The following is a 25,687-nucleotide window of genomic DNA, read 5'->3' as shown; positions in this document are numbered from 1 at the left end:
ATTAAAACGAGAATTTGTTCCGTTACGGAAACAGCCCGGAGCGTGAACTCCGGGCTGTAACGATCAGGGAAGATGATCGGGTCTCGAATCAGTTGGCCTGGCGGCGAAGAAACGCCGGAATTTCCAACTGTTCGTCTTCTGTTGCAGTTACCGGCTTCGGCGTTGCCCGCCCGGTGTTGTCCAGCTGGCCTGCAGCGCCATGGGCTGCGGGACGTTGCTGGGGCGCACGCGGGGCGGCCTGCTGGGCCGGCTGCATCTGCGGAGCAGGACGGGCAACCGGTGCGGCAGCCATGTCATGTTCCTGATCTTCTTCGTGATGACGGCCAAGGCCGCTTGCAAGGCGACGCAGCAGCCCCATCGGGCGGCGGTCGTCTTCGACGTGCTCTTCATAGCTCTGTGCCGGAGCAGGCTGCTGAGGACGCTGCTGGGCAACGGCCTGCTGAGGCTGGGCTACATTTGCAGTCTGCTGCTTTGCCTGGATTTCACGCTGAGCGATCGGCGGGAAATCCTCCACCCGCGGCATGCGCGGTGCAGGGTTATGCTCGGCGGCAACCGGCGGAATGTAAGGCTGGCTGACCGGCATGTCTTCTGCAACAGGTGCCCGGGCTTCGTCTTCGATGTCGAGCATCTGCGGCTTGGCTGCAAGCGAACCTGCTGCCGGCTGCACCTTCTTGATCTCGACAGCCGGATCGCTTGCAACGGCGACCGGCTGCGGATCCGGAATGGCAAGTTCCCGTTCCAGATTGGCAACGGCCTTGGCAGCGGCATTTTCGGCGTGAGCCTTTTCAGCCAGAGCGGCCGGGCGCTGAGTGTTGATTTCCGGCGTCCGGCTTGCTGCCGGAGCTTCCGCCTTTACAGGCTGAGATGCTGTTCCGGGAAACGTGTTGGCCGCAAGGCCTTCCTCCCTGTCAATGCCGGTTGCAACGACGGACACGCGGATGAGACCATCCAGCGTCTCGTCGAAGGTCGCGCCCAGAATGATGTTGGCGTCGGCGTCAACTTCCTCGCGGATGCGGGTAGCCGCTTCATCCACTTCGAACAGCGTCAGGTCGTTGCCGCCCGTAATGGAGATGAGCAGGCCTCTTGCGCCCTTCATCGAGGATTCGTCGAGCAGCGGGTTGGCAATGGCAGCTTCCGCTGCCTGCTGTGCACGCTTTTCACCGCTGGCTTCGCCGGTGCCCATCATGGCCTTGCCCATGCCGCGCATCACGGAGCGAACGTCGGCGAAGTCGAGGTTGATGAGACCTTCCTTCACCATCAGGTCGGTGATGCAGGCAACGCCCGAGTAAAGCACCTGGTCGGCCATCGCGAATGCGTCGGCGAAGGTGGTCTGGGCATTTGCAATCCGGAACAGGTTCTGGTTCGGAATGACGATCAGTGTGTCGACACTCCGCTGCAGTTCCTCGATACCGGAATCGGCGATCCGCATACGGCGAGCGCCTTCGAACTGGAACGGTTTGGTCACCACACCTACCGTCAGTATACCCTGCTCGCGTGCCGCCCGTGCGATAACGGGTGCGGCACCGGTGCCGGTACCACCGCCCATGCCGGCGGTGATGAACACCATGTGCGATCCGGACAGGTGATCGTTGATTTCGTCGATCACTTCCTCGGCAGCTGCGCAGCCGACTTCCGGCTGGGAGCCTGCGCCAAGACCTTCAGTCACGGCCACGCCCATCTGGACGAGCCTGTCTGAATGGTTCATGGCCAGTGCCTGGGCATCCGTGTTGGCAACGACGAAGTCGCAGCCCTGGAGACCTGCAGTGATCATGTTATTGACGGCGTTTCCGCCCGCGCCGCCGACGCCGAAGACCGTAATGCGTGGCTTCAGCTCCTGAATGTCGGGCATCTTCAGGTTGATGGTCATATTATCCTCGCGACCCACTGGCGCCCCCGGTACGGGAGTAGCCTCTTCTTCCCTAATCTCCTCTGCCATTTCTGGCAGTTCAACTTCCTGGATGTCGTCTTCTTGGCTCATGTCGTCAGAAGCTTTCCCTGATCCATTGGCCCACGCGGGCCAGGTAACCAGATTGCCCGCCCCACCCTGATCTCCGGTTCTTGTGTTCGAACTGTTCGATCTGAGCGACCTGCGGATAAATCAAGAGACCGACAGCGGCGGCAAAAGCCGGACCTTTGGCAGCCTCGGGAAGACCGGCGACGCCTAGAGGCCGGCCAAGACGGACGTTGCGCCCCAGGATGTGACGCGCAACTTCTCCAAGACCCGTGAGCTGACTTGCGCCCCCGGTCAGAACGATCTGCTTACCGACACGCCCGGCAAAGCCGGACGCCGTAAGCCGATCCCTCACGAGTTCAAGGATTTCTTCCACGCGCGGCCGGATAACCCGGGTCAACGCCGAGCGTGGGATCTGGTTCGGCAGGTCGCTGTCGCTTTCCAGCGGCGGCACAGTGAGCATGTCACGATCGTCCGAGCTGGACGCCAGCGGCGAGCCGTAAAGGGTTTTCAGGCGCTCCGCATCCTGCAGACGGGTTGCGAAAGCGCGGGCGATATCGGTGGTGACGTGATTGCCGCCAACGGCAATCGCATCCAGGTGCACCATGTGGCCATCGACGAAGACCGACAATGTCGTCGTACCGCCGCCCATGTCGATGCAGGCGACGCCAAGCTCGGCTTCGTCATCCACGATGGTGGACAGGCCGCTGGCAAACGGCGTCGCCACCATGGTTTCCACATGAAGGTGACCGCGGTTGATGCACAGTTCCAGATTGCGCACAGGCGGAACTTCCGCCGTCACGACCTGCATGTCGACGCCCAGCTTGTGGCCCATCATGCCACGCGGATCGCGGATGCCGCGGCTGCCGTCCAGCGAATAGGAGATCGGCAAGGCGTGTGTGACGGCCCGGCCGTCGGTCACCGAGTGGCTGGAGCCGGCGGAAAGCACCCGCTGGATATCGGCTTCAGACACGCTGTCGCCTGCCAGCGGAACATTGGCGCTGTAGATCTCGCTCTGCAGGCGTCCGCAGCTGATGTTTGCGATCAGCGACTCGACCGTCACGCCGGCCATGCGCTCGGCACTGTCGACTGCCAGACGGATGGCCTGTTCGGCAGCATCCATGTCGACAACGACGCCGGACTTGATCCCGCGCGAGCGCTGATAACCGTACCCCAGCACTTCCACCTTGTGGGAGCGGCTGGAGAGAATTGCCTTTTCTTCCTGCGGCACCAGTTTGGCGATCAGGCAGCAGACCTTCGTGGAGCCCACGTCCAGAACCGACATGATGACGGCACGACGGCTCGGCAGCGGCCGCATCTTCGGCAGGTAGAGGTTGTTGTCGGAGCGGCTCATGTGTCACGCTCCTTTTTGCCTGAGCGGCCCTTGCCGCCCGTCATGACCTTGCGCTGTTCGGCAGCCTCGTCGGAGAGGCGCACGGTCACGCGGTCTGCCAGACGCATGTCGATGGCAACGATATCCCGGGACAGAAGCCCGCTTTCTTCATCCATTTTCACCAGATCTGCCAAGGCGGCGTCGATGTTGTCTTGGGGCAAGCGGATCGAAATCCCGTTCTCAAGCTGCAGGTCCCAGCGGCGATCGCTGATCAGGAACGCCGCGCGTACGCGCGGACGCAGGCCCGGGACCTTCTCCAGCGCGGTGTTGATCTCGGATGCCCGGCGCTGAGCACCGTGGTTCACGACAAGCAGCAGGTTGGCATAACGCCCATCCACCTCGTCGGTGATCACGTCACCTGATTCGTTTACGATCGAGACCATGTCGCCGCGCTGCCACAGCGCATAGGGCACGCGTTCCTCGATGTTGATCTGCAGCGTGCTCGGATAGAGCTTCATCACCGAAGCGCTCTTCACCCAGGCCATCTCGTTAAGACGCTCGCGAGCGCTATTGGCATCAAACAGGGCGAGCGAGGAACCTTCGTGAATTTCCAGCGCTTCCAGGATCTGGAACTCGTTGATTTCACGCTGGCCGGACAGCTTGACGGCCTCGATGCCGAAACCTGCAGCGGACAGGAGGCTGTCGGCAACAAGCCGGCCGTGCCCCCCTATGACTATTCCATAACCAATTGTTAAGGTTAAGAAAGTCAGCGCAGCAGCAGATCCCGACCAGCGTGGCAGATCTGCCAGGCGCCCGGCCGAACGCCACACCGGCTGGCGGTGCAAACGCGGCACACCGCGCCCACGCGGAGCCAGTTCGGCCTCCAGCGGGGTCATCGCGTCCCGGTAATGTTTGCGCCTTATCGACAGCAACTCGCGTCCTCAACCATCCAGCTGACCAGGTCCTTGAAACTCATCCCCTTGTGGGCCGCCATTTCGGGCACAAGAGAAGTCGGCGTCATGCCTGGCTGCGTGTTCACTTCTAGGCAAATCAGCTCTCCGGATCCGTCTTCCTTTTCATCGAATCGGAAGTCGGCGCGGGAAACACCGCGGCAACCCAGAGCCTGATGCGCCTTAACTGCTAGTGTCTCTATGGTTTGGTAAACAATCGGTGAAATTTTTGCAGGAAGAATGTGTTTTGAACCGCCTTGTGCATATTTTGCGTCGTAATCGTAGAAGCCGTGACCTAACGGCACTATGTCGATGACACCCAGGGCCGTATCATCCATGACGGCACAGGTCAGCTCCCGCCCGCTGATGAACTTTTCGCACATCAGAACGTCAGGGTAAGGCCAGTCCTCCCGACCCAGTTCCTGTGGCGGAAACTCTTGATCTTCCTTGACAATCAGCACCCCGAAGCTCGATCCCTCGTTGATGGGTTTCAGCACATATGGCGGCTTCATCGGATGCTCGCGGGTGATCTCCCGGCGGTTGACAACAAGGTGTTCCGTGACCGGAATTCCGGCTGCATTCATCACCGCTTTTGCCTTCACCTTGTTCATTGCAAGGCTCGAGGCGAGCACACCGGAATGTGTGTACGGGATGTTAAGAACTTCTAATATTCCCTGAACGCAGCCATCCTCGCCGAAGGGACCGTGAAGAGCGTTAAAGACCACATCGGGCTTCAAATCTTTGAGAACAGCGGAAATATTGCGGTCAACGTCGACCCTGGTCACCCGGTAGCCGGCTTCTTCCAGCGCATCGGCGCAGCCCTTGCCGCTGGCGAGGCTTACAGGACGCTCGTTAACCCAGCCCCCCATCAGAACAGCGACATGTTTGCTTGCCATCAGGCAGCCTCCCCTTCCTTGCCCAGAAATGGCTCGATAGCCCCCTCTGAACCGAATTCACCCAGGCGCTTGATCTCCCACTCCAGGCGGATGCCGCTGTGCGCCAGCACGCGCGCGCGCACGGTTTCCCCCAGCAGTTCGAGATCATGTCCGGTGGCCGTTCCGGTATTGATCATGAAGTTGCAATGCATTTCGGACATTTGCGCTCCGCCGACGGTCAGGCCACGGCAGCCTGCCGCGTCGACCTCTTTCCATGCCGACGTACCGGGCGGGTTCTTGAAGGTGGATCCGCCGGTCTTTTCACGGATCGGCTGCGCCCGTTCACGGTGGGCGACAACGTCGGCCATTTCCTGCCGGATCGAGGCTTCGTCCTGCGGCACGCCTTCAAAGACGGCGGAGGTAAAGATCAGGTCTTTCGAAGCCTCCGAGTGGCGATAGGCATAGCCCATGTCCTCATTCGTCAGAACGTGGCGGTTGCCGTTCCGGTCGACCGCGGTCAGCTCCACCATGCGCTCGCGGGTTTCCGTGCCGTGAGCGCCCGCATTCATGCGCAGCGCACCGCCCAGACCGCCAGGAATACCTGTGTAAAACGCAAAACCGCCGAGACCGGCCTTGGCCGCAGCTTCCGCCAGACGCTTGTCCGGCACGGCCGCCCCTGCCTTCAACCTGTTACCGCCGACTTCCTCAATGGAACCGAAGCCCTTTGCACTCAGGCGAATGACAACGCCCTTCAGGCCGCCGTCACGGATCAGCAGGTTGGAACCCAGCCCTACCGGCAGCACCGGAACATCTTTCGGAAGCTTTTTCAGGAAGGCAGCAAGGTCGTCTTCATCCGCCGGCTGGAACATCAACTGCGCGGGACCACCAGTGCGGAACCACGTGACCGCAGACAGTGGCTGGTTGGCCGTCAGCTTGCCGCCGATACCTTCGGCAAGCTCCGGATACTGCTCCAGCAGATCGGGAAACGCCATGTGACGTCCTCCTTAAAGCTCTTCCAGCTGTTTCGGCAGCGCGTACGCCCACTGGGTGATGTTGCCGGCCCCGAGGCAAACCACGAAGTCGCCCGGCTCGGTCAGTTCCTTGACAAGCGCCGGCAGCTCTTCCGGGCCCTCGATCGCCCGAACGTTTCTGTGACCGCGGGTCTTCATGCCCGAGACGAGATCGGTATGTGCCGCTCCCTCGATCGGCTGCTCCCCCGCGGCGTAGACAGGAGCGATAATCACCGCATCCGCATCGTTGAAGCAGTTCGAGAAATCATCGAACAGGCTGTGCAGGCGCGAATAGCGATGCGGCTGCATCACCGCGATTACCTTGCCTTTTGTCGACTCGCGCGCCGCATGGAGCACGGCCTTGATTTCAACAGGGTGGTGGCCGTAATCGTCGAATATCTGAACGCCGCCCACCGTACCGGTGTGCGTGAAGCGCCGCTTGACGCCGCCGAAGGCCGCAATGCCTTTTCTGAGATCGTCCGCCTCGACGCCAAGCTGTGAGGCAACCGCGATTGCCGCGGTGGCATTCGAAACGTTGTGAAGGCCCGGCATCGGCAGCGTCAGGTCGTTCAGTTCGATCACCTGCCCGCTGCGGCGATCACGAAGGGTCACGGAGAAGATCGACTTGCCACCATCCATCGACACATCGGTGTAGCGAACGTCGGCCTGCGGATTGGCGCCATAGGTGACGACACGCCGGTCCTCGATGGTCCCGATCATCGTCTGGACTTCGGGATGGTCGAGACACATGACGGCAAAGCCGTAGAAGGGCACATTTTCAACGAACTGCCGGAAGGCAGCGCGTACGCCAGCGAAGTCGCCGTAGTGATCCAGATGCTCCGGATCGATGTTTGTGACGATGGCGACATCAGCCGGCAGCTTGACGAAGGTGCCGTCGCTCTCGTCTGCCTCGACAACCATCCAGTCACCCTCGCCCATGCGGGCATTGGTGCCATAGGCATTGATGATACCGCCGTTGATCACCGTCGGATCCAGACCACCGGCATCGAGAAGAGCGGCCACCATCGATGTGGTCGTGGTCTTGCCATGTGTGCCGCCAACGGCGATCGCCTGCTTGAAGCGCATCAGCTCGGCCAGCATTTCCGCCCGTCGCACCACAGGGATCAGCTTTTCGCGGGCCGCGACCAGTTCCGGGTTGTCCTTCTTGATGGCGGAAGACACGACCAGCACCTCGGCATCGCCCAGGTTTTCTGCGGCATGGCCAATGGAAACCTTGATGCCGTTGTCACGAAGTCGCTGAACATTGGCGTTTTCCGCCATGTCCGAGCCTTGTACCGTGTAGCCGAGGGTCTTCAGCACTTCGGCAATCCCGCTCATGCCGATACCGCCGATGCCGACAAAATGAACCGGTCCGATGTCCTGCGGCATCTTCATGGCCGTTCTCCTTGTTTTGCTGCGACCTTCTCGACGAGGTCGGCAAGTCTTTTCACCGCGTCAGGCCTGGCGACGCTGCGCGCCTTTTGCGCTGCTTCGCCCAGCATTTCGGGTGCATTCATGAATCGGGTGATTTCCTGGGCCAACCGCTCCGGATAAAGGTCGACCTGACGGATCGGCCAGGCCCCACCTGCTTTTTCAAGCACCTTGGCATTGGCAGCCTGGTCCTGATCAATGGCCCCGGGCAACGGTACCAGAATGGAGGGACGGCCAAGCACACTGAGCTCGCTGACCGACGACGCACCGGACCGGCAGATCACCAGATGCGCCTGGGCAATCCGCTGTGGCATGTCCTGGAAGAATGGCGCGCATTCGGCCTGAACGCCCAGACTGTCGTAAACCGCCTGAACCCGCTCCATGTCCTCCGGACGGCACTGCTGCACGATCCGCAAACGGGCGCGGATGTCGGCAGGCAGTTTTTCAAGCGCCGGCGGCAACAGGTCGGAAAAGAAACGCGCGCCCTGGGATCCGCCGAAGACCAGCAGGTTGAACGTTCCACCAGTGAGCGGTGCCGAGTAGGGCAACTCCGCAGCCGCGAGGACGGCATCCCGAACAGGGTTGCCCGTTTCAGTCAGCTTGGCCTTGAAATCCGCCGGCAGATCTTCGATCGGAACGCTTGTGGCAATGGCGGTCACGCCCTTCGCCAACAGGCGGTTGGCCCGCCCCATGACGCCGTTTGCTTCGTGCAGGATGGAGGGCGTGCCCGTGAGCCGGGCAGCATACATCGGCGGAAACGTCGGATAACCACCAAACCCGGCCACGACATCCGGCTTCAAGGCCTTGATCACCTTGCGTGCCTGCAGCGTTCCAAGAAACAGTTTTACTGCAGTCTTCGCCAGCAGGAAAGGATTGCGCCCCCGGATGGTCTCCGAGGCGATGATGTGAACCTTGCGAGCGGGAAAGGCGCTGCCGTATTTGTCGGCCCGTTCGTCGGTTGCAAGTTCCACGGTCCAGCCGCGCCGGATCAACTCGCTGGCCAGCGCCTGTGCGGGGAAGAGGTGGCCGCCCGTTCCGCCGGCCGTCAGTAAAACAGTTTTGCTCATGAGTGCGGCTTGGGGCCTTACATCAGGGAAGAGGGTGAAAGCCGGCTCACCGTGACGACATCACCGCGCGACGGCTGCGGCCGCCTGCGCGTGAGCGCCAGAATGGCACCAGCGGTCATGGCGGACGACAAGAGCGACGACCCGCCGTAGGAAACGAAAGGCAGGGTCATGCCCTTGGACGGAATGAGGTGAAGGTTCACCGCGAGGTTGATCGTGGCCTGCAGGCCGAACAGCACGGTCAGTCCTGCTGTGGCAAGACGACTGAAGGCATCCTGATCACGGCTGGCGTGACGCAGGCCTCTCAAGACGATGAATGCAAAGACGGAGACAAGCAGCAGACAGGCGATTACGCCGAACTCCTCGCCGACAACGGCGAAGATGAAGTCTGTGTGGCTGTCCGGCAGAATCCGCTTGACGGTGCCCTCCCCCGGACCACGGCCCAGCCACCCACCTGCAAGAAAGGAATCCTTGGCCGTATCGATCTGGAAGGTGTCACCGGAGCTTGGGTCCAGGAACCGGTCCACGCGGTTGGTCACGTGCGGTAGGAAGGCATACGCGGCAAACAGGCCGACGATCCCGATGACGCCAAGCGCCATGATGATGAGCCAGGAAATCCCGTTCAGAAAGAACAGCCCTGCCCAGACCAGGCCGAGCAGCATGGTCTGACCGAAGTCCGGCTGGGCGATCAGGAGAGCCGCGCAAACCGCAAAGAGTACAAAGGCGAAGAGTACCCCAGGCACCTCGCGCCGGCGGCCGCTTTCCGACAGAAGGAAGGCGATCAGGATCACGAAGGCCGGCTTCAGGAATTCGGACGGCTGTATCGACAACCCGGCGATATAGATCCAGCGCCGCGCACCCTTGGCCTCAAACCCCAGGAACAGGGTGGCAACCATCATCAGTAGTGACACGATGAACAGGATGAGTGCCGCTCGCCGGACCATGCGCGGCGTCATCAGCGAGCCGGCGAGCATGATCGTCAGGGCCGGGATCAGGAACATGGCCTGTCGCTTGACGAAATAGAAGGTTTCAACGCCGATGCGTTCGGCAACCGGCGGACTGGCTGCAAACGAAAGCACCACACCGCCAACCATCAGCAGGCTGAAGGCGGCAAGCAGATAGTGGTCCACTGTCCAGAGCCATTCCGCAAAGCGGCTGCGATCGGCGCGCGAAACCATATCAGGCGACCTCCTGGGTATTGCCGGAATTGGGCAAGGCACGCACCGCATCGACAAAAGCAGCGCCCCGCAGTTCAAAATTCGGGAATTGGTCGAAGCTCGCACAGGCGGGCGACAAAAGTATGGCGATTTCCGCGGCACCGTCCTCTGCCGCCTCGGCAGCGGCGTCCTGCACGGCCTGGGTCAGCGTTCCGCTGATCTTGAAGGGCACGCGGCCATCCAGCGTCTTGGCGAAATCCTGAGCCGCCTCTCCGATCAGGAAAGTCTTGGCGATCTTCGGGAAATATTCGTCCAGCGAGGAGATACCGCCCGCCTTGGCCCGACCGCCCGCGATCCAGTAGATCCGGTCGAAACTTGCCAATGCTCTGGCCGCAGCGTCAGCGTTGGTAGCCTTGGAATCGTTGATATAGAGAACCCGGCCCTTCTTCTCCACCACTTCCATGCGGTGATGAAGTCCCGGGAAGGTCTTGAGGGCTTCCGCGATCTGCGCTGCCGGAATTTCCAGCGCACGCAGAGCCGCGAAGGCAGCCGCCGCATTCTGGCCGTTGTGGTCACCGCGGAGGCTGTCGATCCCGCCAAGCAGCGCCACTTCGATCTGGCTGCCGTCATGCGCCTCGATCAGTCGTCCGTGGCGAGCGTAGATACCGTTGGTGAGTTCCTTCTCACCAGCGATCCGGCACACGGGCTTGCGTGCAAGTTCAAGCCTGTCGGCAATTGCTGAGGACAACCGGTCGTCAACTCCCACCACCGCGACCTTGGCACCGGCAACAAGCCGCTCCTTGATAGCGGCGTAGTTTTCCATGGACCCGTGACGATCGAGATGATCCGGTGACAGGTTCATGTGAATGCCGACCGTTGCATCCAAGTTCGGCGCCAAATCGATCTGGTAGGAAGAGCACTCCACTACATAATGCCGACCGGGTTGCGGAGGATCCAGCTCCAGAACCGGCGTCCCGATGTTACCGCCGAGTTGCACGTCCCGGCCGAGGGCCTTCAGGAGATGCGCGATCAGGGCCGTGGTCGTCGACTTGCCATTGGTACCGGTAATAGCAATCAGCGGCGCGGACGGGCATTGTTTGCGCCGCTCGCGACAGAAAAGCTCGACATCGCCGACAATCTCGACGCCCGCATCACGCGCCAGCTCCACCGACCAGTGCGGCACCGGATGGGTCAGCGGCACACCAGGTGCAAGAACCAGTGCGGCAACGTCCGACCAGTCAAGGTCCCGAAGGTCTTGCGTTGCAAGCCCCTCGCCGGCAGCTTGTGCGACCCGGGCTTCGTTGTCGTCGAAACAGACCACATCCGCACCGCCCGCCTTCAGCGCGCGCGCCGTTGCAAGCCCGGACCCGCCGAGCCCGAACAGGGCAACCTTTCTGCCGTCGAATGTGGTGACCGGGATCATGCGCCTACCTCAGCTTCAAGGTTGCGAGGCCGAGCAGGGCAAGCACGACGGAAATAATCCAGAAGCGGATCACCACCTGGCTTTCGGTCCAGCCCATGATCTCGAAATGATGGTGGATCGGCGCCATGCGGAAGACCCGCTTGCCGGTCAGTTTGAAGGAAAACACCTGCACGATGACCGACACGGCTTCGAGCACGAAGAGGCCTCCAATGATGGCCAGAACAATCTCGTGCTTGGTGGCAACCGCGATCGCGCCGATCATGCCGCCGAGAGCAAGTGATCCGGTGTCACCCATGAAGATGGCGGCCGGAGGAGCGTTGAACCACAGGAAGCCGAGACCCGCGCCGATCACGGCACCACAGATGACGGCAAGTTCACCGGTGCCGGCAACGTGGTGGATCTGGAGATAGCTGGCAAAAACCGCATTACCGGAAAGATAGGCAATCAGGCCGAAGGACGCGCAGGCGATCATCACCGGTACGATTGCCAGACCATCGAGACCGTCGGTCAGGTTGACCGCATTCCCCGCGCCAACCATCACGAAGGCCGCGAAGGGAATGAAGAAAAGACCGAGATTGAGCGTCAGATCCTTGATGAAGGGAAAAGTGATCGCTTCCGAGTATTCGGACACATCCAGAAGGGTAACCGCGAAGGCCGCGCCGCCAGCGATCAGGAACTCCAGGCCCAACCGGGCCTTGCCGCCAAATCCCTTGTGCGAGGACTTGGTGACCTTCAGGTAGTCATCATAAAAGCCAATGCCGCCGAACCCGAGGGTGACGCCGATGACCACCCAGACGTAAGGGTTGGAAAGATCCGACCAAAGCAATGCCGCGACCAGGGCCCCTGACAGGATCATCAACCCGCCCATGGTGGGCGTGCCTTTCTTGGTCAGGAGATGACTTTCAGGTCCGTCAGCGCGGATCGGCTGCCCATGCCCTTGCCGGATCCGAAGACTGGCGATGATTTTCGGTCCGAACAGGAAAACGAAAAACAGCGCGGTCATGATCGCGCCACCGGTTCGGAAAGTGATGTAACGGAACACGTTCAGCGCTGAAATCTGATCCGCGAATTGCCCCAAGAAATAAAACATCCAATGCCCCTTACGCCGCTGCGGTGTCGTCCGCAGGCGGATATTCTTTTTTCAAGGCCTCGACAAGCGGGCCCATCCGGGTTCCGAGCGATCCCTTGATCATAACAACATCACCGGAACGGACGTCGCCCAAAAGCACGTCTTCCAGGTCTTTTGCTTCTTCGCAGTAGTGTCCGCGCAGGTCATGCGGCAGCAGCTTCCAGAGCGCATGCATGTGCGGGCCCGCGCAATAGACCGCGTCGATATCGGCGTCGGTAATCGGCTGGAGCAACTCCGCGTGCAAACGGTCGGCATCGGTCCCCAGTTCGCGCATGTCTCCAATGACGGCAATGCGGCGACCCGGCCTTGTGACAGGCGCCTCGCCTAGAACGGCAAGTGCTGCCTTCATAGAGGCGGGATTGGCGTTGTAGCTCTCGTCGATCAGGTTGAACTCGCCCTTCTGCATGGGCAGACGGGTCACCTCGCCGCGACCCTTGGGTGCGCGCATGGAATCGAGTGCCAGTCCTGCTTTTGCAAGATCCGCCCCCAGATCCACGACCGCGGTCAGGACCGCCAGGCTATTCTTGACGTGGTGTTTGCCCGACGCCCCGATCTTGTAGGTGATTTCCTGGCCTAGAATGCTGGCGTCGACACTCGATCCGGCCGGATAGGAAACGGCCTTCTGGAGATGGCTGTCTGCCGAAGGGTCTTCGCCAAATGTTTGGATTTTGGAAACACCGGCAGCAGCCGCCAGAAACTTCAGCAGGTCGAATTGCAGATTGTCCTTGTTCAGGATCGCAATTCCACCAGGCTCCAGTCCGTCGAAAATTTCTGCCTTTGCCTTGGCTATCTGCTCGACGCTGTCGAAGAATTCCAGGTGTACCGGCTGAACGGTGGTGATGATCACCACGTGCGGGCGCACCATCTTTACCAGCGGCGAGATTTCGCCCGCATGGTTCATGCCGATCTCGAAGACACCGAAATCCGTGTCGGCGGGCATGCGTGCCAATGTCAGCGGTACGCCCCAATGGTTGTTGAAAGAGGCAACCGAGGCATGAACCTTGCCGGATTCTGTCAGTGTCAGGCGCAGCGCTTCCTTCGTGCCGGTCTTGCCGACAGAACCGGTGACCGCGACAATGCGGGCATTGCTGCGGGCCCGCGCAGCAACACCGAGCTTGCGCATGGCTTCAAGCGGATCGTCCACCACCACGTAGCGGCCATCTTCGGGCAGGTCGGACAAGCGATCCTCGCCAACCAGCGCCACAGATGCGCTGGCTTCCAGTGCGGCGGCAACATAATCGTGCCCGTCCAGACGGTCGCCGGTGATCGCGACGAATGCATCACCCGGCTCCAGCGTCCGGCTGTCTATGGATATACCGGTAATTTCAGCGCCAGCATCACCCTGAAGGCGGCCACCGGCGGCTTCAACAAAGGCATCAAGGGTCCAAAGCGGGTCGCTCATGTGTTTCCTTCAAGACTGATGGCGCGCTTTACGGCTTCGTGATCGGAAAAGGGAATCACTGTGTCGCCAACAATCTGGCCCGTTTCGTGACCTTTTCCGGCCACACACAGGATATCGCCATCCTTTAGGCGGCGAACTCCCTCTGCGATCGCTTCATACCGGTCGCCAATCTCCATTGCATCGGGTGCGCCACCCAACACCGCCTTGCGAATGGTCGCCGGATCTTCCGAGCGCGGGTTGTCGTCCGTGACGATAACCAGATCGGCCCTGCGAGCCGCGACTTCCCCCATCAGCTCGCGTTTTCCGGGGTCCCTGTCGCCACCGGCGCCGATGATCACGGACAGCTTGCCACGGGCAAACGGCTTCAAAGCCGCAAGGGCGTTATCAAGCGCGTCCGGCTTGTGGGCGTAATCGACAAAAACCAGTCCGCCTGCTGGCGTCTTGCCGGCAAGTTCAAGACGGCCTGGAGCCCCCTTCAGGTTTTCAAGGGCCCGCAAGGCAGTTCCCGTGTCGATCCCAGCGGCAATCGCGAGACCGGCAGCAATGAGTGCGTTGGAAACCTGGAAGCGGCCGATCAGGGGCAGCGTCACCTTGTATTCGCCGCGCGCACTCTGGATCGTCAGTTCCTGCCCTGCCCCCATCGGTTTCAGGCCAGTCAGGGTGAGGTTCCGGCCGGTTTCTCCGACCGTGAAGAGCGGCAATCCTCGCTCCTGCGCGACCGCCATGACCCTGTCAGCAAATTTCTCACCCGGATCGCAAACCACTGCGCCGCCTGACGGAAGCAACTCTTTGAACAGGCGAAGTTTTGCATTCAGGTAATGCTCGATCGTCGGATGATAATCCATGTGATCGCGGCCAAGATTGGTGAAGGCGGCCGCCGTCAGACGAACACCGTCCAGCCGGTACTGATCGAGACCGTGCGAAGAGGCCTCAAGCGCCGCGTGATTGACACCTTCTTCTTCCAGCTCCGCCAACTGCTTGTGCAAGGCAACCGGGTCCGGCGTTGTCAGTCCGCCGTAGCTTTCTCCATCCGGCTTGATAACGCCCAGTGTACCAAGACTTGCGGCAGGATGGCCTGCAGACTGGAAAATCTGGCGGGCGAAATGAGCAACGGATGTCTTGCCCGCAGTTCCGGTTACGGCAACGATTGTGTCGGGTTGAGCTCCGTAGAAACGGGCCGCCATTCTTGCAAAGACCTGACGAGGCTCTGCGGCACTGACAACGGCAACCGTGTTCGGCACCTGTGCACGCACTGCATCTGCGGCCTCTTCAGCACACAGAATGGCAATTGCCCCGGCCGCTGCTGCGTCCGGGGCGAACTTTGTCCCGTCGACGGAAGCCCCCTTGAAGGCGGCAAACAAGAAGCCCGGCTGAACTTTGCGGCTATCAGCCGTCAGCCCCGTAATTTTCCGAGCCTCTGCCGCTTCGGGCAAGGTCAGCCCGGCAGCTAAATACTCAAGATCCATCTCACCCGATCATCCGGTTTGTGCGTCGTCATTAATGAGCTTTTTCGGAAAACCGGATTTCGGCTGCGACCCCGCCGGTTTTCAAAGCTCAACTCGTCTCCTTAATAGGAAATCTCGATTGGTTCATCCCCTTTGCTGAACCGCGGCATCACACCAAGCATGGGAGCCGAGCGGCGAACGATTGCGCCAACCATCGGCGCAGCGTTCAGACCAGCCGTCGCACCAATGCCGTCGCGTTCCGGTTTCGGCTCGTCGATAACGACCAGAACCACGTAGCGCGGGTCGTCCATCGGGAAAGCCGACAGGAACGAGTTGCGGCGCTTGTTGTTGACATATCGACCGTTCTCGATCTTCTCCGCGGTGCCCGTCTTGCCACCGACCGTGTACCCTGGGACATCGGCCCGGCGGCCCGAACCGGAGAGCACGTTCAGCCTGAAAAGATAACGCATCATGCGGCTCGTTTCCGGAGAAACAACTTGTTTGCCAAGCTTTTGCACGTCTTCGGGGCTTCTCGGCAGGAAGGTTGGCGGAAGCAGGACGCCACCATTCACCAGCGCTGCGGCGGCAACGGCGGTCTGCATCGGCGTTACCGAGATACCGTGCCCGAACGAGATGGTCATCGCCGCCAGCTCGTTCCATTTCGGCGGCAACAGCGGCGCTGCATTTTCCGGCAACTCGGTCTGCAGACGGTCAGTCAGATGCAGCCGCTTCAGGAAGTCCTGCTGGCGCGCAATACCGGTCGCCAGCATCATTTTTGCGGTGCCGATGTTGGAAGAATAGATGAAGATTTCAGGCACCGACAGGATTCGGTGTTTCCCGTGGAAATCCGAAATCGTGCGGCCGCCTGCCCTGATCGGACGGGTTGCATCGAAGCTGTCATTGATCGAAACAGCCCCCGAATCCAGCGCCATTGCGGTGGTGAATGTCTTGAAGACCGACCCCATCTCAAAGACACCACCGGTTGCCCGGTTCAGGCGGTCCTTTTCCAGGGCCTGGGCCCGGTCGTTCGGGTCGTAGTCCGGCAGGGAGGACATGGCGACCACTTCGCCGGTCTTCACATCCAGAACGATACCGGCCGCAGCGATCGCCTTGTAGCGTTCCATCGCCTTCACGAGCTCATCGCGCACGACATGCTGGACGCGCAGGTCGACGGACAACTTCACCGGCTCCATCGTACGGTCCGACGTAAAGCCAAGCGATTGAAGGTCCCTCAACCAGGAGTCATCGATGTATTTTTCGATCCCGGCGAGGCCCTGATTGTCGACGTTGACGGAACCAACGATATGGCCCGCGGTCGGCCCACCCGGGTAGAAACGCTGGTTTTCCGAAAGGAAGCCGATACCCGGCAGGCCGAGATTATGAACTCTTTCTGCCTGCTGCGGTGTCATTTCGCGCTTAAGCCAGACGAAGCCGGCGCCGCTTTCCAGGCGGCGACGCACCAGACCCTCGTTCAGATCCGGCACGATACGGATCAACCCCTCGACCGCCTCATCCACATCCATGATGCGGCGCGGTTCAGCGTAAAGCGAAGCCGTCTTGATGTCGGTAGCAAGGATCTCGCCATTCCTGTCGATCAGGTCCGGACGCGAGGCGGCAACGGAATCCTGCGCCGAAATCCAGGCATGGGACGGCGCCTCTTCCATTTGCGCCAGCATGACCAGCCGGCCCGCGATCGCAACATAGACGCAGGCAAAGGCAAGCATGGCCACATAGACACGGGATTTGACCGCGCTGGCGGAGACGGAGTCCCTTGTCGCCCGCGGATGAGCCCGTCTTACCTGAAGGAAGCTGGCCGGTTCACTAACCATCGTCATGACCGCGCCCTCACTGGATCACAGCAGACGAGCCGGCATAGCCGCCCATCTGACTGCCACCGATTGGCTCCAGCATCACAGGACGCGCCGGGAGATCTTCCGTTGTCACGATCTGCTTCACATCAAGCGGTTCAAGAAGAAGATAATCGTTATAGCGTTCGACAAGGGACTGCAGCCGGTCCGGCTTGTTGAGAAGGCTCCACTCCGCCTTCAGATGACGGATGGAGTCGCGCTCCTCATCGATCTGCCGCTTCAGATCGGCAACCTTCTCCGCAGACTTCGTCGCTGCGAGCTTCATGTCATAGACCGTCGCCGCGCCGATCACGACCGCCAGTATGAACACGATGTTCAGCGTTCGAACCATATTAGCCCCCTAGCCCATGGAAGGCTGCGAGACGTGGGACACCCGCCTGATGGATGTCCAGCTCTCGCGCCTCAGCTTCGGTCCGCCGCCCGGCCCGAAGCTTCGCGGATCTTGCCCGCGGATTGATATCCGTTTCAGCGTCGGCAGCTTCCACCGCCTTGCGCGTCAACAATTCGAATGTCGCCGGAGGCACGTCTTCCTCCGGCAAATGTCGTGATCCGCCACCGCGGGTCCGGGTCCGATCCTGGAAGAACCGCTTGACGATACGGTCTTCGAGGGAATGGAAACTCACCAGCACAAGGCGTCCGCCCGGCTTCAGAATCCGCTCGGCCGCGCCCAGCGCTTCAGCCGCCTGATGCAACTCGCCGTTCACATAGATCCGCAGCGCCTGGAAGGTTCGCGTTGCCGGATGGATCTGTGCCTTCTTGGGCGACCGGCCAAGCACCTTTTCGATCAGGTTCGCCAGGTCCAAGGTCCGGGTGAATGGCTTTTCCTTGCGGGCCCTGTCGATGGCGTGCGCAACTGTCGTCGCCCGCTTTTCCTCGCCCAACAGACCGATGACGCGGATCAGATCCTTCACTGGCAGCTCATTGACGACATCCGCAGCCGATGGCCCGGCCTGCTCCATACGCATGTCCAACGGCCCATCGCGCAGGAATGAAAAGCCGCGATCGGCCTCATCAAGCTGCATGGAAGAAACGCCGAGATCGAGAACCACACCGTCGACACCATCAAAACCGCAACCGCGGGCATGCGTTTCAAGACCCGCAAATTGACCCGGCACGAGCATCAACCGGCCTTCGGAAGCTTTCACAAGCTCCTGCCCGCCAGCAATCGCGTCCGGATCCCGGTCGATACCGATCACATGGGCACCACGTTCCAGAATTGCGCGGGAATAACCTCCGGCACCGAAAGTACCGTCGACAATCACCTCGCCGGGCTGCGGTGCAAGCCACTCCAGAACCTCTTTCAGGAGAACCGGCACATGGCGCTCGGGTCCGCCAGCGTCAGGAGCAACGTCTCTGTCGCCGAGCGCCATCATACCGGCTCTCCCTGAGAGGATGCGGAGCTTTGCCCCGACAGCATCGCGAGCGCACGCCGTTGGGCCTCTGCGCGGTACTCGCGAAACTTTTCAGGTTCCCAGATCTGGAACTTGTAATTCATGCCGACGAAGGTGACCTGGTCGGTAATTCCGGTGTGTTCGCGGATCATGTCGGAAATGGTCATGCGGCCATCCCCATCGATCCTCGGGTTTTCACTGGCACCGAACAGGGCGATCGCCAGTGCATCATGATCGGGAGAGAGCTTTGCAAAGGCTTCCGAGCGCTTGTTGATTTCAGCAAGCAGATCGTTTCCGCCCGCGTCGACAGCCGCGCAGTGTGAAGAAGCAATGCAATAAAGGCCTTCAAATCCATCTCTCGCCAATACCGTACGGAAGGGCGCCGGGATCGACACGCGACCCTTGGCATCCAGCCGGTTGGTAAAGTGAGAAACAAAGCCGGCCATTCATCCCCTCGAAACGGGTCCCCACCCGTTTAAATCCCAAGTTCACCCGCAAATGAGAGGAAGGCCGGCAACTTGCCCGGACACGCAATTTGCAAAAACGGCACTTTCAGAACCGTTAAATCGATGTCCATGACCCTACTGAGATGGGCCCGCGCTCCCCATTCTGGGTATTTATGGGATACCATGGGAAATCATGGGCGGTCAATGGAATCTCATGGATTCCGGCTCGATTTGATCGCACACGACCCCGTCGAGAGACCTTAAGGCAAACATGCTTAATGAAGCCTTGACACAATTGGAGAATCGGATTCGCAGGAATACGGAGGTTTTCCGCATCGAAGCCCGGAAAACCGGCAATTTCTGCCTATCTGGAAAGACTTGTGGAGAAAGAAAACCGCCTTTGTGGCGAGTGTCTCAACCGAACCTGAGCGCCCGACCCGTGGCCCCTGGTGTCTCGCCGAACCGCTCCCGGTAGGCAACCGAGAACCGGCCCAGGTGCCGGTGGCCGGACCGGTAGGCCACCTCTGCCACGGGCAGACTGTGCCCCTCCGACAACAACAGGTGCCGCGCATAACTCAACCGGACGTCCTGGAGGTACTGAAGTGGAGTACAGCCGTATTCCTGCCGGAACTGCAATTGAAGGTTCCGGGGCGAGGTTCCTGCGTGGGTACTGATATCCAGAAGACTGATGTCGTCGGCAAAACGCTCGCCGATCAGGCTGACCGCACGCTTCAGGATGGCCGGTGACCTGCCGGTCTCCCGCCGTTCCAGCAGCGGCGATGCGGTGTTCGGCTGAAATTCCAGCAGCGCTCCGACAAGGGCTTCTTCCAGATGGCGTTGTTCCGGGCTCCCTCCCCCCTGAAAAACCCGCCCTTCCTCGACTGCGCCCAGAACACCGCGCAAGCGACGGCGCCAGGCAGCACCAGCGCGAGACAGAAGATTGAATTCGGGTTCGAAGCGAACCTGACCAACACTCACACCGGCCATTCTGCTTGCAACTTCCTGCAGGAAACCGGTCTCGATCTGAAGAAGGATCTGCTGGCAGCCGGCATGCCAGCGCATGGCAGTGTGCCGGTCCGGATTGAGAATGGAGGCAACCCTCGGCGTTGACACCATGGAACGACGACCATTGCGGACCTCAGCCGCGCCGGTAATCGGAAGCTGGATCAGGTAGAACTCGGCAAGTTCTCCTGGCTCGATCGCCACATCAGCGCCATACCGCAGGTAGTTGAGAGAAAGATGCTGTCCACGCGCCCGGTTCTGGCAGGCATCAAACCTGTCGGATGCCGAAAAACGCCCCAGGCGATGATTGCAGAAGTGACGGGCAACGATTTCCCTGGCTTCGTCCACATCCGTGGTTTCGAAGCATTTGAAACGATCGAGCGGCGTTTTGCTTTCTGCCTGAGACAACATTGTGGAAGCATGCCGCTGCTGCGAGGCCCTTTCAAGCGCCACCTTGTGTGCCATGCGTCATTTTACTGCATCCGGCCAAGTAATTTCGCTTTCTGGATAAAGAAATCCATCGAGCCGCGCTTAGCCTTTCACCTGTCGAAAGACCAAAGCGCACCAAATGAGCGATGAGGGGAACAATCATGCAAGATGGCGCAGGCATTACCGCAGCGAACGCGGGACTGGACAATATCAGCTGGAATGTGGTCGGGCACACCTATACGCCGAAACTCCTGAGCGGCAACGCCTTCATCTGGCATGCGCTCATTCCGGCGGAGACCTTTGTCCCACCTCACATACATCCGACCCAGGACGAATGGATCGTGATGCTGGAAGGGGAGCTGGAAGTCGAAATGGGTGGTCAGACCCACAAGGCAAAGGCGGGCGACACGATCCGCATGCCGATGGGTGAAGCCCACGGCATCTTCAACAGGTCCGGCAAGACGGCCACCTGTGTCTTCGGCGTTGCGCCGTCCCGTAAACTCTTCGAACTCTTCGGCGCGCTCGACGGCGTGACAGATCCGGCTGAACTGGTCCGGCTTTCCGCCTTGCATGAGATCGACTTTCTGCCGCCTCCCGATCAGGCATGAGCCAACACGGCCAGATCCAGCTTTTGAAGTGACGGGGTGGATTGCCGGCAGATACCACACTGCCGGCGCCCCCTGAGGCGAGAGGACATCGAGAATGACGAAACGCAAGACTGTCGCCGTAATCGGCGGCGGCGTGAGCGGGCTTGCGGCTGCAAAAGCCTTTGACGAACGCGGGCACAGGGTGATGGGCTTCGAGCGAAGCCACGATTTCGGTGGTGTCTGGGAACTGTCGCGGTCCTATCCGGACGTGCAGACCCAGTCGCCCAAGGACCTTTACCGCTTCACCGACCTGCCCATGCCGGACGACTATCCAGAATGGCCGAAAGGGCCTCAGGTACATGCCTATTTGCATGCCTATGCGACAAAACACAAACTCGGCCGCCTGTTCCGGCTGAACACCAATGTCCTGTCCATGGATCGCCGCAAGGATGGCAATCCGGGCTGGACACTGACACTTGAGGCGGCCGGCAGAACCTGGTGCGAAGACTTCGACTTCGTCGCCATCTGCACCGGCCAGTTTTCGGACAAGAACGTCATTTTCCACCCTGGGCAAGAAGCCTTCGAGGCCGCCGGCGGCCAGGTGCTGCACAGCTCGGACTATACCGACAGCAGCATGGCGCGGGGCAAACATGTGATCGTCCTCGGCGGCTCCAAATCCGCGACCGACCTGGTGGTCAACGCCGCCAGAAACGGTGCGAAATCGGTCACGCTGGTCTACCGGGAACCGGTCTGGCGCGTGCCCTATTTTGTCGGTGGCATCAATTTCAAACGCCTGCTCTACATGCGCGCCCAGGAACAGCAATTCAACGGCTGGGGCCGGACCGGCCTTGCAAAAGCGGTCTCTGCTGCCTTCAAGCCATTGATCTGGGCAAATTTCAGAGGGCTGGAAACCCTGCTCAAGTTTCAGCTCAAGTTGAAGAAATGGGACATGGTTCCGGATATCCCGATCGAAAAGGACGCCTCCTGTTCGTTGCCGATCGTGACACCGGGGCTTTTCGAAGGTTTTGAAGCGGGCAGCATCCGCCCGGTTCGAGGAACCTTCGCGCGCTATGAGAATGGCCAGGTCATCCTGTCCACGGGAGAAGCACTGCCCTGTGATCTGGCTGTGCTGGCCGTGGGCTGGAAACTCGGCATTCCCTATCTGGCGAAGGAATACCGGGACAAACTGATAGAGCCCGACGGGCAATACAGGGTCTACCGTTTGTCGGTGAACCCAGACCTGCCCGACATGGGCTTTGTCGGCTTCAACTCCAGTTTTTGCACCGTGCTGTCGGCGGAAATGATTGCCAACTGGCTGGTTCGGTATGCCGACGGGCAACTGGCTCATCAGCCGACGGATAGGGAAATGCGCACCAACATCGACCAGATGCTCCACTGGCGGCGGCGGGAACGGCCGGCTGCCCAGGTCTATGGCGGTCTTTGCTCTGCCCCCTTCCACTTCCGGCACTTCGATGAACTGCTGGCGGATATGGGGGCTGCCAAGCGAAAACGCGCAAACCCGTTGGCGGAGCAGTTCTCCTACCCGAACGCAGAAGCTTACGGGACATTTCTTGGCAGCACGCCGCAATATGCAGCGGGCTGAACAGGGAAGGTTAAGAGCCAGCCGGCCTGTAAGCCGGGTTCTGTATGGCCCGGTCAGATACGAGACCTGACGCGGACGTGACAGCCATTCATCTGTGACGTCTGTTGCCAGACGCCTATCGCAACCAACCCGGACAACTGGCCTGGAAACCGGCCTGAACCGGATCGCTCCGGTTCGCGCTGTCCCTATTCGGTTTTGCTCCCGGTGGGGTTTACCATGCCGCCGCTGTTGCCAGTTGCGCGGTGGGCTCTTACCCCACCCTTTCACCCTTACCCCGGGAAAATCTCTCGATCTGTCCGGGGCGGTTTGCTTTCTGTGGCACTTTCCCTAAGGTCGCCCTCGCCGGGCGTTACCCGGCACCGTGTTTCCATGGAGCCCGGACTTTCCTCCCCCGCGGCCTTTCGGCACTTGCGGCAGCGGCTGTCCGACCGACTGGCGCATGGGACTTAGGAGGCTTTGCGGACAAGGTCAAGCGACAGTCGATGCCGTGCTGCGCGAATTCCCGGGATAGCGTCCCGGTCCTGTGTCATTCCGCCAACCTGCCGTCCACTGGCGGCTGCGACTTTGCCCCCCCTCCTCACCCGTTCGTACGCTTCACAATCCTCACGCAAGCTAGCTCTTGCAGGGCTATAGACTGGCAAAACTGTCAAGGTGCCATCGGGCCAGGCACCCAAGAGCCTGCGGCAAAACCCGCCAACCCCGGAACGGAAAAAGAGGAAAGTAATTCTAGTTACTGTAAAAAATATCAATATAAATTTTTACTAGGTCATCGAAAGATAAAAACTTTTTCCCGCCGTTGCCGAAATATTAAGCAATAAGAAACCCATGTGACGGAAGGTAATGGGAACAAACATGGAGCTAAAAATGCGTCAACTGTGCGTCTTCCTGCCTGCGATCATGCTGGCAACTGCAGCCCAGGCTGCGGAAACACCGCCCGATGCGAAAGCGTTGATCCAGCCGGAGATTGTGGAAGCCGTTGCCGAATGGCTTTCCAACCCGATTGTCGCCTTGTCGATCAACGCACAAAACAATTTGCGCGGGTCTCTTTCACAGGCAGACATCGACGCACTGGACGCCCAATGGCGACAGGAACGCGAAGCAGCGGACAAGCCTCTGATTTCCGCGACCTTGTCCGCCCCCTTGTCGATCTACCTCCTGCGCGTTCAGGCAGGGTCCCTCGGCCTCTATCCTGAAATCTTCGTCATGGACGCGAACGGTCTGAACGTCGGGCAAAGTGCGATTACCAGCGACTACTGGCAGGGAGACGAGGCCAAGTTCCAGAAGACCTTCCCGAACGGCCCTGAAACCGTTTTCATCGACGAACCGGAATGGGACGACGGCAGCAAGATCTGGCGTGCCCAGCTCAACATGACGATCACTGACCCCGAAACCAAGAAAGCCATCGGGGCTGCAACAGTCGAATTCAACCTGACCGAACTGATGCGTCGTCACGGTACGGGATCTTAAGCGGGAAATACCATGTTCAAAAATCTATCCGTCAGCAAAAAGATCGCCGCAGGGTTCCTGACGCTCGCATTGGTCGGCGCAGTGGCCGGTGGCATGAGTGCCTATCAGACGCATTCGGCTCTGGATGAAGTCAAGACAGCAAACAACCTGTCGGATCTCAACGTGGAAACGGCTGAACTCACGGAAAAGATCGCAGCGCAGGCTTTGTCGGTGAAATCCTTTCTGCTCACCGGCAACCGAGATCTTCTCACCCGGTCCCAGGATCTGAACGATGAAATTCAGACAGGGTTTTCGGAAGTCGGCTCACTTGTCGACGCGAGCCTGCCTGAGTTTCAAAGCCATCTCTCCGAACTGAAATCAAGCTGGGAAACCTGGTACAGCCAGATTGCCGCACGCCAGATCGAACTTATGCGCACACCGGAGACGGTCGACATGGCGCGTGCGATTGACCTGACACCGGAAAGCTCGGGTCTTTTGTCAGCTGTTCAGCAGCAAAGCCGACAGCTTGCCGATGCGGTTGATGCGGAACGGCAGAAATCGGTTATTGCCCAGAACAGGTCACTGAACACGGTCCAGATCGTCTCGCTCTCCAGCACACTGATCCTCACCGTGCTTGCGATGATCCTCGGCTTCCTCAATCACATCGCGATTTCAGCGCCGCTATCGAGACTGTCCGTCATAACCGACAAGCTGTCGGCCGGAGACACGTCTCAGACGGTTGATATCAGCGACCGTAAGGACGAAATCGGTCTTCTCGGCCGCGCGCTCGGCGTCTTCCGAGAAAACCTGATCCGCACACGCGAACTTGAGCAACAGGCTGAAGCGGAACGCATCAACGCCGAACGCATCAAGCGCGAGGAAATGGAGAAGGTTGCCAGCGACTTCGAAGCAACTGTCCTCAACATCTGCGACGGGATGATTACAAGACTGGATGCGCTGACCAGTTCCGCCGGATCACTGTCAACGATTGCCAACAACACCACGGACCAGGCCCTGGCCGTTTCGGCAGCAGCAGAACAGGCAACCACCAACGTGAATACCGTTGCCAGCGCGACAGAGGAACTTTCAGCTTCCATCCGTGCAATCACGGAACAGGTGCGATCATCCTCGGAAATCGCCCAGGAAGCGGAACATGAAGTCGGGCGATCCAACGAAGCCGTGGCGACGGTGCAGCAGGTGGTTTCGCGCATCGGCGACGTTACGAAGCTGATCACCGATATTGCCGAACAGACCAACCTGCTCGCCCTCAACGCGACCATTGAAGCTGCCCGTGCCGGCGAGGCCGGAAAGGGCTTTGCCGTTGTTGCATCCGAGGTCAAGGCACTCGCGGAACAGACATCCAAGGCGACGGAGGAAATCGACCGGCAGATCACGGAAATGCGCCAGGCCGCGGATGCTTCGACAGAAGCAACCGAGTCTGTTGCCGGTCTCGTCCAGAAGATTTCGGAAAACACGCACGCCATGTCCGGTGCAGCGGAAGAACAGAACCTGGCAACGACCGAAATCGCCAGCAGCGTCTCCGAAGCCGCACAGGGTACCGAAAGCGTTTCGAGATCCATTTCCGAGGTCAGTGGCGCTGCCAGCGAAACGGCAAACCTGAGCTCGGACATGAATGCGGCTGTCGGCGAATTGCATGAACAGTCCAATACACTGCGCCACGCCATGCAGGACTTCCTGGGCAAGGTGCGGGCAGCGTAACCAGCCTTGATCGAGCCCTGTAGTGG

At 60.1% G+C, this 25,687-nt stretch carries 21 protein-coding genes and 1 other RNA gene; 4 read left to right on the top strand and 18 right to left on the bottom strand.

Going from position 1 to position 25,687, the window contains the following annotated elements; translation table 11 throughout:
- Positions 1-88 precede the first annotated feature (88 nt).
- The 17 genes from ftsZ to B0E33_RS21105 form a co-directional block, all read right to left on the bottom strand.
- Positions 89-1,867, bottom strand: a complete 1,779-nt coding sequence (gene ftsZ / locus B0E33_RS21185) for a cell division protein FtsZ (RefSeq protein ID WP_077292350.1) — start codon at positions 1,865-1,867, stop codon at positions 89-91.
- A 115-nt stretch (positions 1,868-1,982) separates the two neighbouring features.
- On the bottom strand, positions 1,983-3,305 hold the full coding sequence (ftsA, locus tag B0E33_RS21180; protein WP_023000498.1) for a cell division protein FtsA: 1,323 nt from the start codon (positions 3,303-3,305) through the stop codon (positions 1,983-1,985).
- Positions 3,302-4,180, bottom strand: a complete 879-nt coding sequence (locus B0E33_RS21175; protein ID WP_023000497.1) for a cell division protein FtsQ/DivIB — start codon at positions 4,178-4,180, stop codon at positions 3,302-3,304. The genes ftsA and B0E33_RS21175 overlap by 4 nt, the downstream gene beginning before the upstream one ends.
- A gap of 23 nt (positions 4,181-4,203) precedes the next feature.
- Entirely contained in the window at positions 4,204-5,130 is a 927-nt protein-coding gene (locus tag B0E33_RS21170) for a D-alanine--D-alanine ligase (RefSeq protein WP_023000496.1), read from the bottom strand.
- Entirely contained in the window at positions 5,130-6,101 is a 972-nt protein-coding gene (gene murB, locus B0E33_RS21165; RefSeq protein ID WP_077292349.1) for a UDP-N-acetylmuramate dehydrogenase, read from the bottom strand. Before murB ends, B0E33_RS21170 begins: the two co-directional genes overlap by 1 nt.
- Before the next feature lie 12 nt (positions 6,102-6,113).
- Positions 6,114-7,514: a UDP-N-acetylmuramate--L-alanine ligase gene (gene murC / locus B0E33_RS21160; protein WP_062488129.1), complete on the bottom strand. Its 1,401-nt coding sequence runs from the start codon at positions 7,512-7,514 to the stop codon at positions 6,114-6,116.
- Entirely contained in the window at positions 7,511-8,617 is a 1,107-nt protein-coding gene (murG, locus tag B0E33_RS21155) for an undecaprenyldiphospho-muramoylpentapeptide beta-N-acetylglucosaminyltransferase (RefSeq protein WP_077292348.1), read from the bottom strand. The genes murC and murG overlap by 4 nt, the downstream gene beginning before the upstream one ends.
- Before the next feature lie 17 nt (positions 8,618-8,634).
- Entirely contained in the window at positions 8,635-9,792 is a 1,158-nt protein-coding gene (ftsW, locus tag B0E33_RS21150; protein WP_023000492.1) for a putative lipid II flippase FtsW, read from the bottom strand.
- Position 9,793: 1 nt separating this feature from the next.
- Positions 9,794-11,194: a UDP-N-acetylmuramoyl-L-alanine--D-glutamate ligase gene (gene murD / locus B0E33_RS21145; RefSeq protein WP_077292347.1), complete on the bottom strand. Its 1,401-nt coding sequence runs from the start codon at positions 11,192-11,194 to the stop codon at positions 9,794-9,796.
- A gap of 4 nt (positions 11,195-11,198) precedes the next feature.
- On the bottom strand, positions 11,199-12,284 hold the full coding sequence (gene mraY / locus B0E33_RS21140) for a phospho-N-acetylmuramoyl-pentapeptide-transferase (RefSeq protein ID WP_023000490.1): 1,086 nt from the start codon (positions 12,282-12,284) through the stop codon (positions 11,199-11,201).
- 10 nt (positions 12,285-12,294) lie between these two features.
- On the bottom strand, positions 12,295-13,725 hold the full coding sequence (locus B0E33_RS21135) for a UDP-N-acetylmuramoylalanyl-D-glutamyl-2,6-diaminopimelate--D-alanyl-D-alanine ligase (RefSeq protein ID WP_077292346.1): 1,431 nt from the start codon (positions 13,723-13,725) through the stop codon (positions 12,295-12,297).
- Positions 13,722-15,191, bottom strand: a complete 1,470-nt coding sequence (locus B0E33_RS21130) for a UDP-N-acetylmuramoyl-L-alanyl-D-glutamate--2,6-diaminopimelate ligase (RefSeq protein WP_077292345.1) — start codon at positions 15,189-15,191, stop codon at positions 13,722-13,724. Before B0E33_RS21130 ends, B0E33_RS21135 begins: the two co-directional genes overlap by 4 nt.
- A 101-nt stretch (positions 15,192-15,292) precedes the next feature.
- Positions 15,293-17,005 carry a peptidoglycan D,D-transpeptidase FtsI family protein gene (locus B0E33_RS21125; protein ID WP_023014553.1) on the bottom strand — a complete coding sequence of 571 codons (1,713 nt, stop codon included), beginning with the start codon at positions 17,003-17,005 and terminating at the stop codon, positions 15,293-15,295.
- Positions 17,006-17,015: 10 nt separating this feature from the next.
- Positions 17,016-17,369 (bottom strand): cell division protein FtsL, encoded by a 354-nt coding sequence (ftsL, locus tag B0E33_RS21120; protein ID WP_023000486.1) that lies wholly within the window; start codon positions 17,367-17,369, stop codon positions 17,016-17,018.
- Position 17,370: 1 nt separating this feature from the next.
- Positions 17,371-18,411: a 16S rRNA (cytosine(1402)-N(4))-methyltransferase RsmH gene (rsmH, locus tag B0E33_RS21115; protein ID WP_077292344.1), complete on the bottom strand. Its 1,041-nt coding sequence runs from the start codon at positions 18,409-18,411 to the stop codon at positions 17,371-17,373.
- Positions 18,408-18,875: a division/cell wall cluster transcriptional repressor MraZ gene (locus tag B0E33_RS21110; RefSeq protein ID WP_023000484.1), complete on the bottom strand. Its 468-nt coding sequence runs from the start codon at positions 18,873-18,875 to the stop codon at positions 18,408-18,410. The genes rsmH and B0E33_RS21110 overlap by 4 nt, the downstream gene beginning before the upstream one ends.
- Positions 18,876-19,289: 414 nt before the next feature.
- Positions 19,290-20,342 (bottom strand): AraC family transcriptional regulator, encoded by a 1,053-nt coding sequence (locus B0E33_RS21105; RefSeq protein WP_208997676.1) that lies wholly within the window; start codon positions 20,340-20,342, stop codon positions 19,290-19,292.
- 125 nt (positions 20,343-20,467) lie between these two features.
- Here B0E33_RS21105 and B0E33_RS21100 point away from each other — a divergent pair, with 125 nt between their 5' ends.
- Together B0E33_RS21100 and B0E33_RS21095 are read left to right on the top strand one after the other, a co-directional pair.
- Entirely contained in the window at positions 20,468-20,914 is a 447-nt protein-coding gene (locus B0E33_RS21100; RefSeq protein ID WP_077292343.1) for a cupin domain-containing protein, read from the top strand.
- A 94-nt stretch (positions 20,915-21,008) separates the two neighbouring features.
- Positions 21,009-22,496: a flavin-containing monooxygenase gene (locus B0E33_RS21095; RefSeq protein WP_077292342.1), complete on the top strand. Its 1,488-nt coding sequence runs from the start codon at positions 21,009-21,011 to the stop codon at positions 22,494-22,496.
- Between the two features lie 13 nt (positions 22,497-22,509).
- Here the strand turns inward: B0E33_RS21095 and rnpB are convergent.
- Positions 22,510-22,932: RNase P RNA component class A (rnpB, locus tag B0E33_RS21090), an RNA gene on the bottom strand.
- 428 nt (positions 22,933-23,360) lie between these two features.
- Here rnpB and B0E33_RS21085 point away from each other — a divergent pair.
- Positions 23,361-23,963, top strand: coding sequence for a hypothetical protein (locus B0E33_RS21085; protein ID WP_208997675.1), 603 nt, complete (start codon positions 23,361-23,363; stop codon positions 23,961-23,963).
- A 12-nt stretch (positions 23,964-23,975) separates the two neighbouring features.
- Positions 23,976-25,661, top strand: a complete 1,686-nt coding sequence (locus B0E33_RS21080) for a methyl-accepting chemotaxis protein (RefSeq protein ID WP_077292341.1) — start codon at positions 23,976-23,978, stop codon at positions 25,659-25,661.
- Positions 25,662-25,687: the final 26 nt, after the last annotated feature.

Source organism: Roseibium algicola, assembly GCF_001999245.1.
In the GTDB taxonomy this organism is placed as follows: Bacteria; Pseudomonadota; Alphaproteobacteria; order Rhizobiales; family Stappiaceae; genus Roseibium; species Roseibium algicola.
This window is presented reverse-complemented; position numbering and strand designations above follow the sequence as displayed.

What these genes read in the sequence shown, in the direction of transcription:
- murB (WP_077292349.1), bottom strand. Translation starts at nt 6,101, where the DNA reads ATGGCGTTTCCCGATCTGCTGGAGCAGTATCCGGAGCTTGCCGAAGGT.
- B0E33_RS21100 (WP_077292343.1), top strand. Translation starts at nt 20,468, where the DNA reads ATGCAAGATGGCGCAGGCATTACCGCAGCGAACGCGGGACTGGACAAT.
- ftsZ (WP_077292350.1), bottom strand. Translation starts at nt 1,867, where the DNA reads ATGACCATCAACCTGAAGATGCCCGACATTCAGGAGCTGAAGCCACGC.
- B0E33_RS21130 (WP_077292345.1), bottom strand. Translation starts at nt 15,191, where the DNA reads ATGGATCTTGAGTATTTAGCTGCCGGGCTGACCTTGCCCGAAGCGGCA.
- murC (WP_062488129.1), bottom strand. Translation starts at nt 7,514, where the DNA reads ATGAAGATGCCGCAGGACATCGGACCGGTTCATTTTGTCGGCATCGGC.
- ftsW (WP_023000492.1), bottom strand. Translation starts at nt 9,792, where the DNA reads ATGGTTTCGCGCGCCGATCGCAGCCGCTTTGCGGAATGGCTCTGGACA.
- mraY (WP_023000490.1), bottom strand. Translation starts at nt 12,284, where the DNA reads ATGTTTTATTTCTTGGGGCAATTCGCGGATCAGATTTCAGCGCTGAAC.
- rsmH (WP_077292344.1), bottom strand. Translation starts at nt 18,411, where the DNA reads ATGATGGCGCTCGGCGACAGAGACGTTGCTCCTGACGCTGGCGGACCC.
- B0E33_RS21105 (WP_208997676.1), bottom strand. Translation starts at nt 20,342, where the DNA reads ATGGCACACAAGGTGGCGCTTGAAAGGGCCTCGCAGCAGCGGCATGCT.
- B0E33_RS21170 (WP_023000496.1), bottom strand. Translation starts at nt 5,130, where the DNA reads ATGGCAAGCAAACATGTCGCTGTTCTGATGGGGGGCTGGGTTAACGAG.
- B0E33_RS21080 (WP_077292341.1), top strand. Translation starts at nt 23,976, where the DNA reads ATGTTCAAAAATCTATCCGTCAGCAAAAAGATCGCCGCAGGGTTCCTG.
- B0E33_RS21085 (WP_208997675.1), top strand. Translation starts at nt 23,361, where the DNA reads ATGCGTCAACTGTGCGTCTTCCTGCCTGCGATCATGCTGGCAACTGCA.
- murD (WP_077292347.1), bottom strand. Translation starts at nt 11,194, where the DNA reads ATGATCCCGGTCACCACATTCGACGGCAGAAAGGTTGCCCTGTTCGGG.
- murG (WP_077292348.1), bottom strand. Translation starts at nt 8,617, where the DNA reads ATGAGCAAAACTGTTTTACTGACGGCCGGCGGAACGGGCGGCCACCTC.
- B0E33_RS21175 (WP_023000497.1), bottom strand. Translation starts at nt 4,180, where the DNA reads ATGACCCCGCTGGAGGCCGAACTGGCTCCGCGTGGGCGCGGTGTGCCG.
- B0E33_RS21110 (WP_023000484.1), bottom strand. Translation starts at nt 18,875, where the DNA reads ATGGCCGGCTTTGTTTCTCACTTTACCAACCGGCTGGATGCCAAGGGT.
- B0E33_RS21135 (WP_077292346.1), bottom strand. Translation starts at nt 13,725, where the DNA reads ATGAGCGACCCGCTTTGGACCCTTGATGCCTTTGTTGAAGCCGCCGGT.
- B0E33_RS21095 (WP_077292342.1), top strand. Translation starts at nt 21,009, where the DNA reads ATGACGAAACGCAAGACTGTCGCCGTAATCGGCGGCGGCGTGAGCGGG.
- ftsL (WP_023000486.1), bottom strand. Translation starts at nt 17,369, where the DNA reads ATGGTTCGAACGCTGAACATCGTGTTCATACTGGCGGTCGTGATCGGC.
- ftsA (WP_023000498.1), bottom strand. Translation starts at nt 3,305, where the DNA reads ATGAGCCGCTCCGACAACAACCTCTACCTGCCGAAGATGCGGCCGCTG.
- B0E33_RS21125 (WP_023014553.1), bottom strand. Translation starts at nt 17,005, where the DNA reads ATGACGATGGTTAGTGAACCGGCCAGCTTCCTTCAGGTAAGACGGGCT.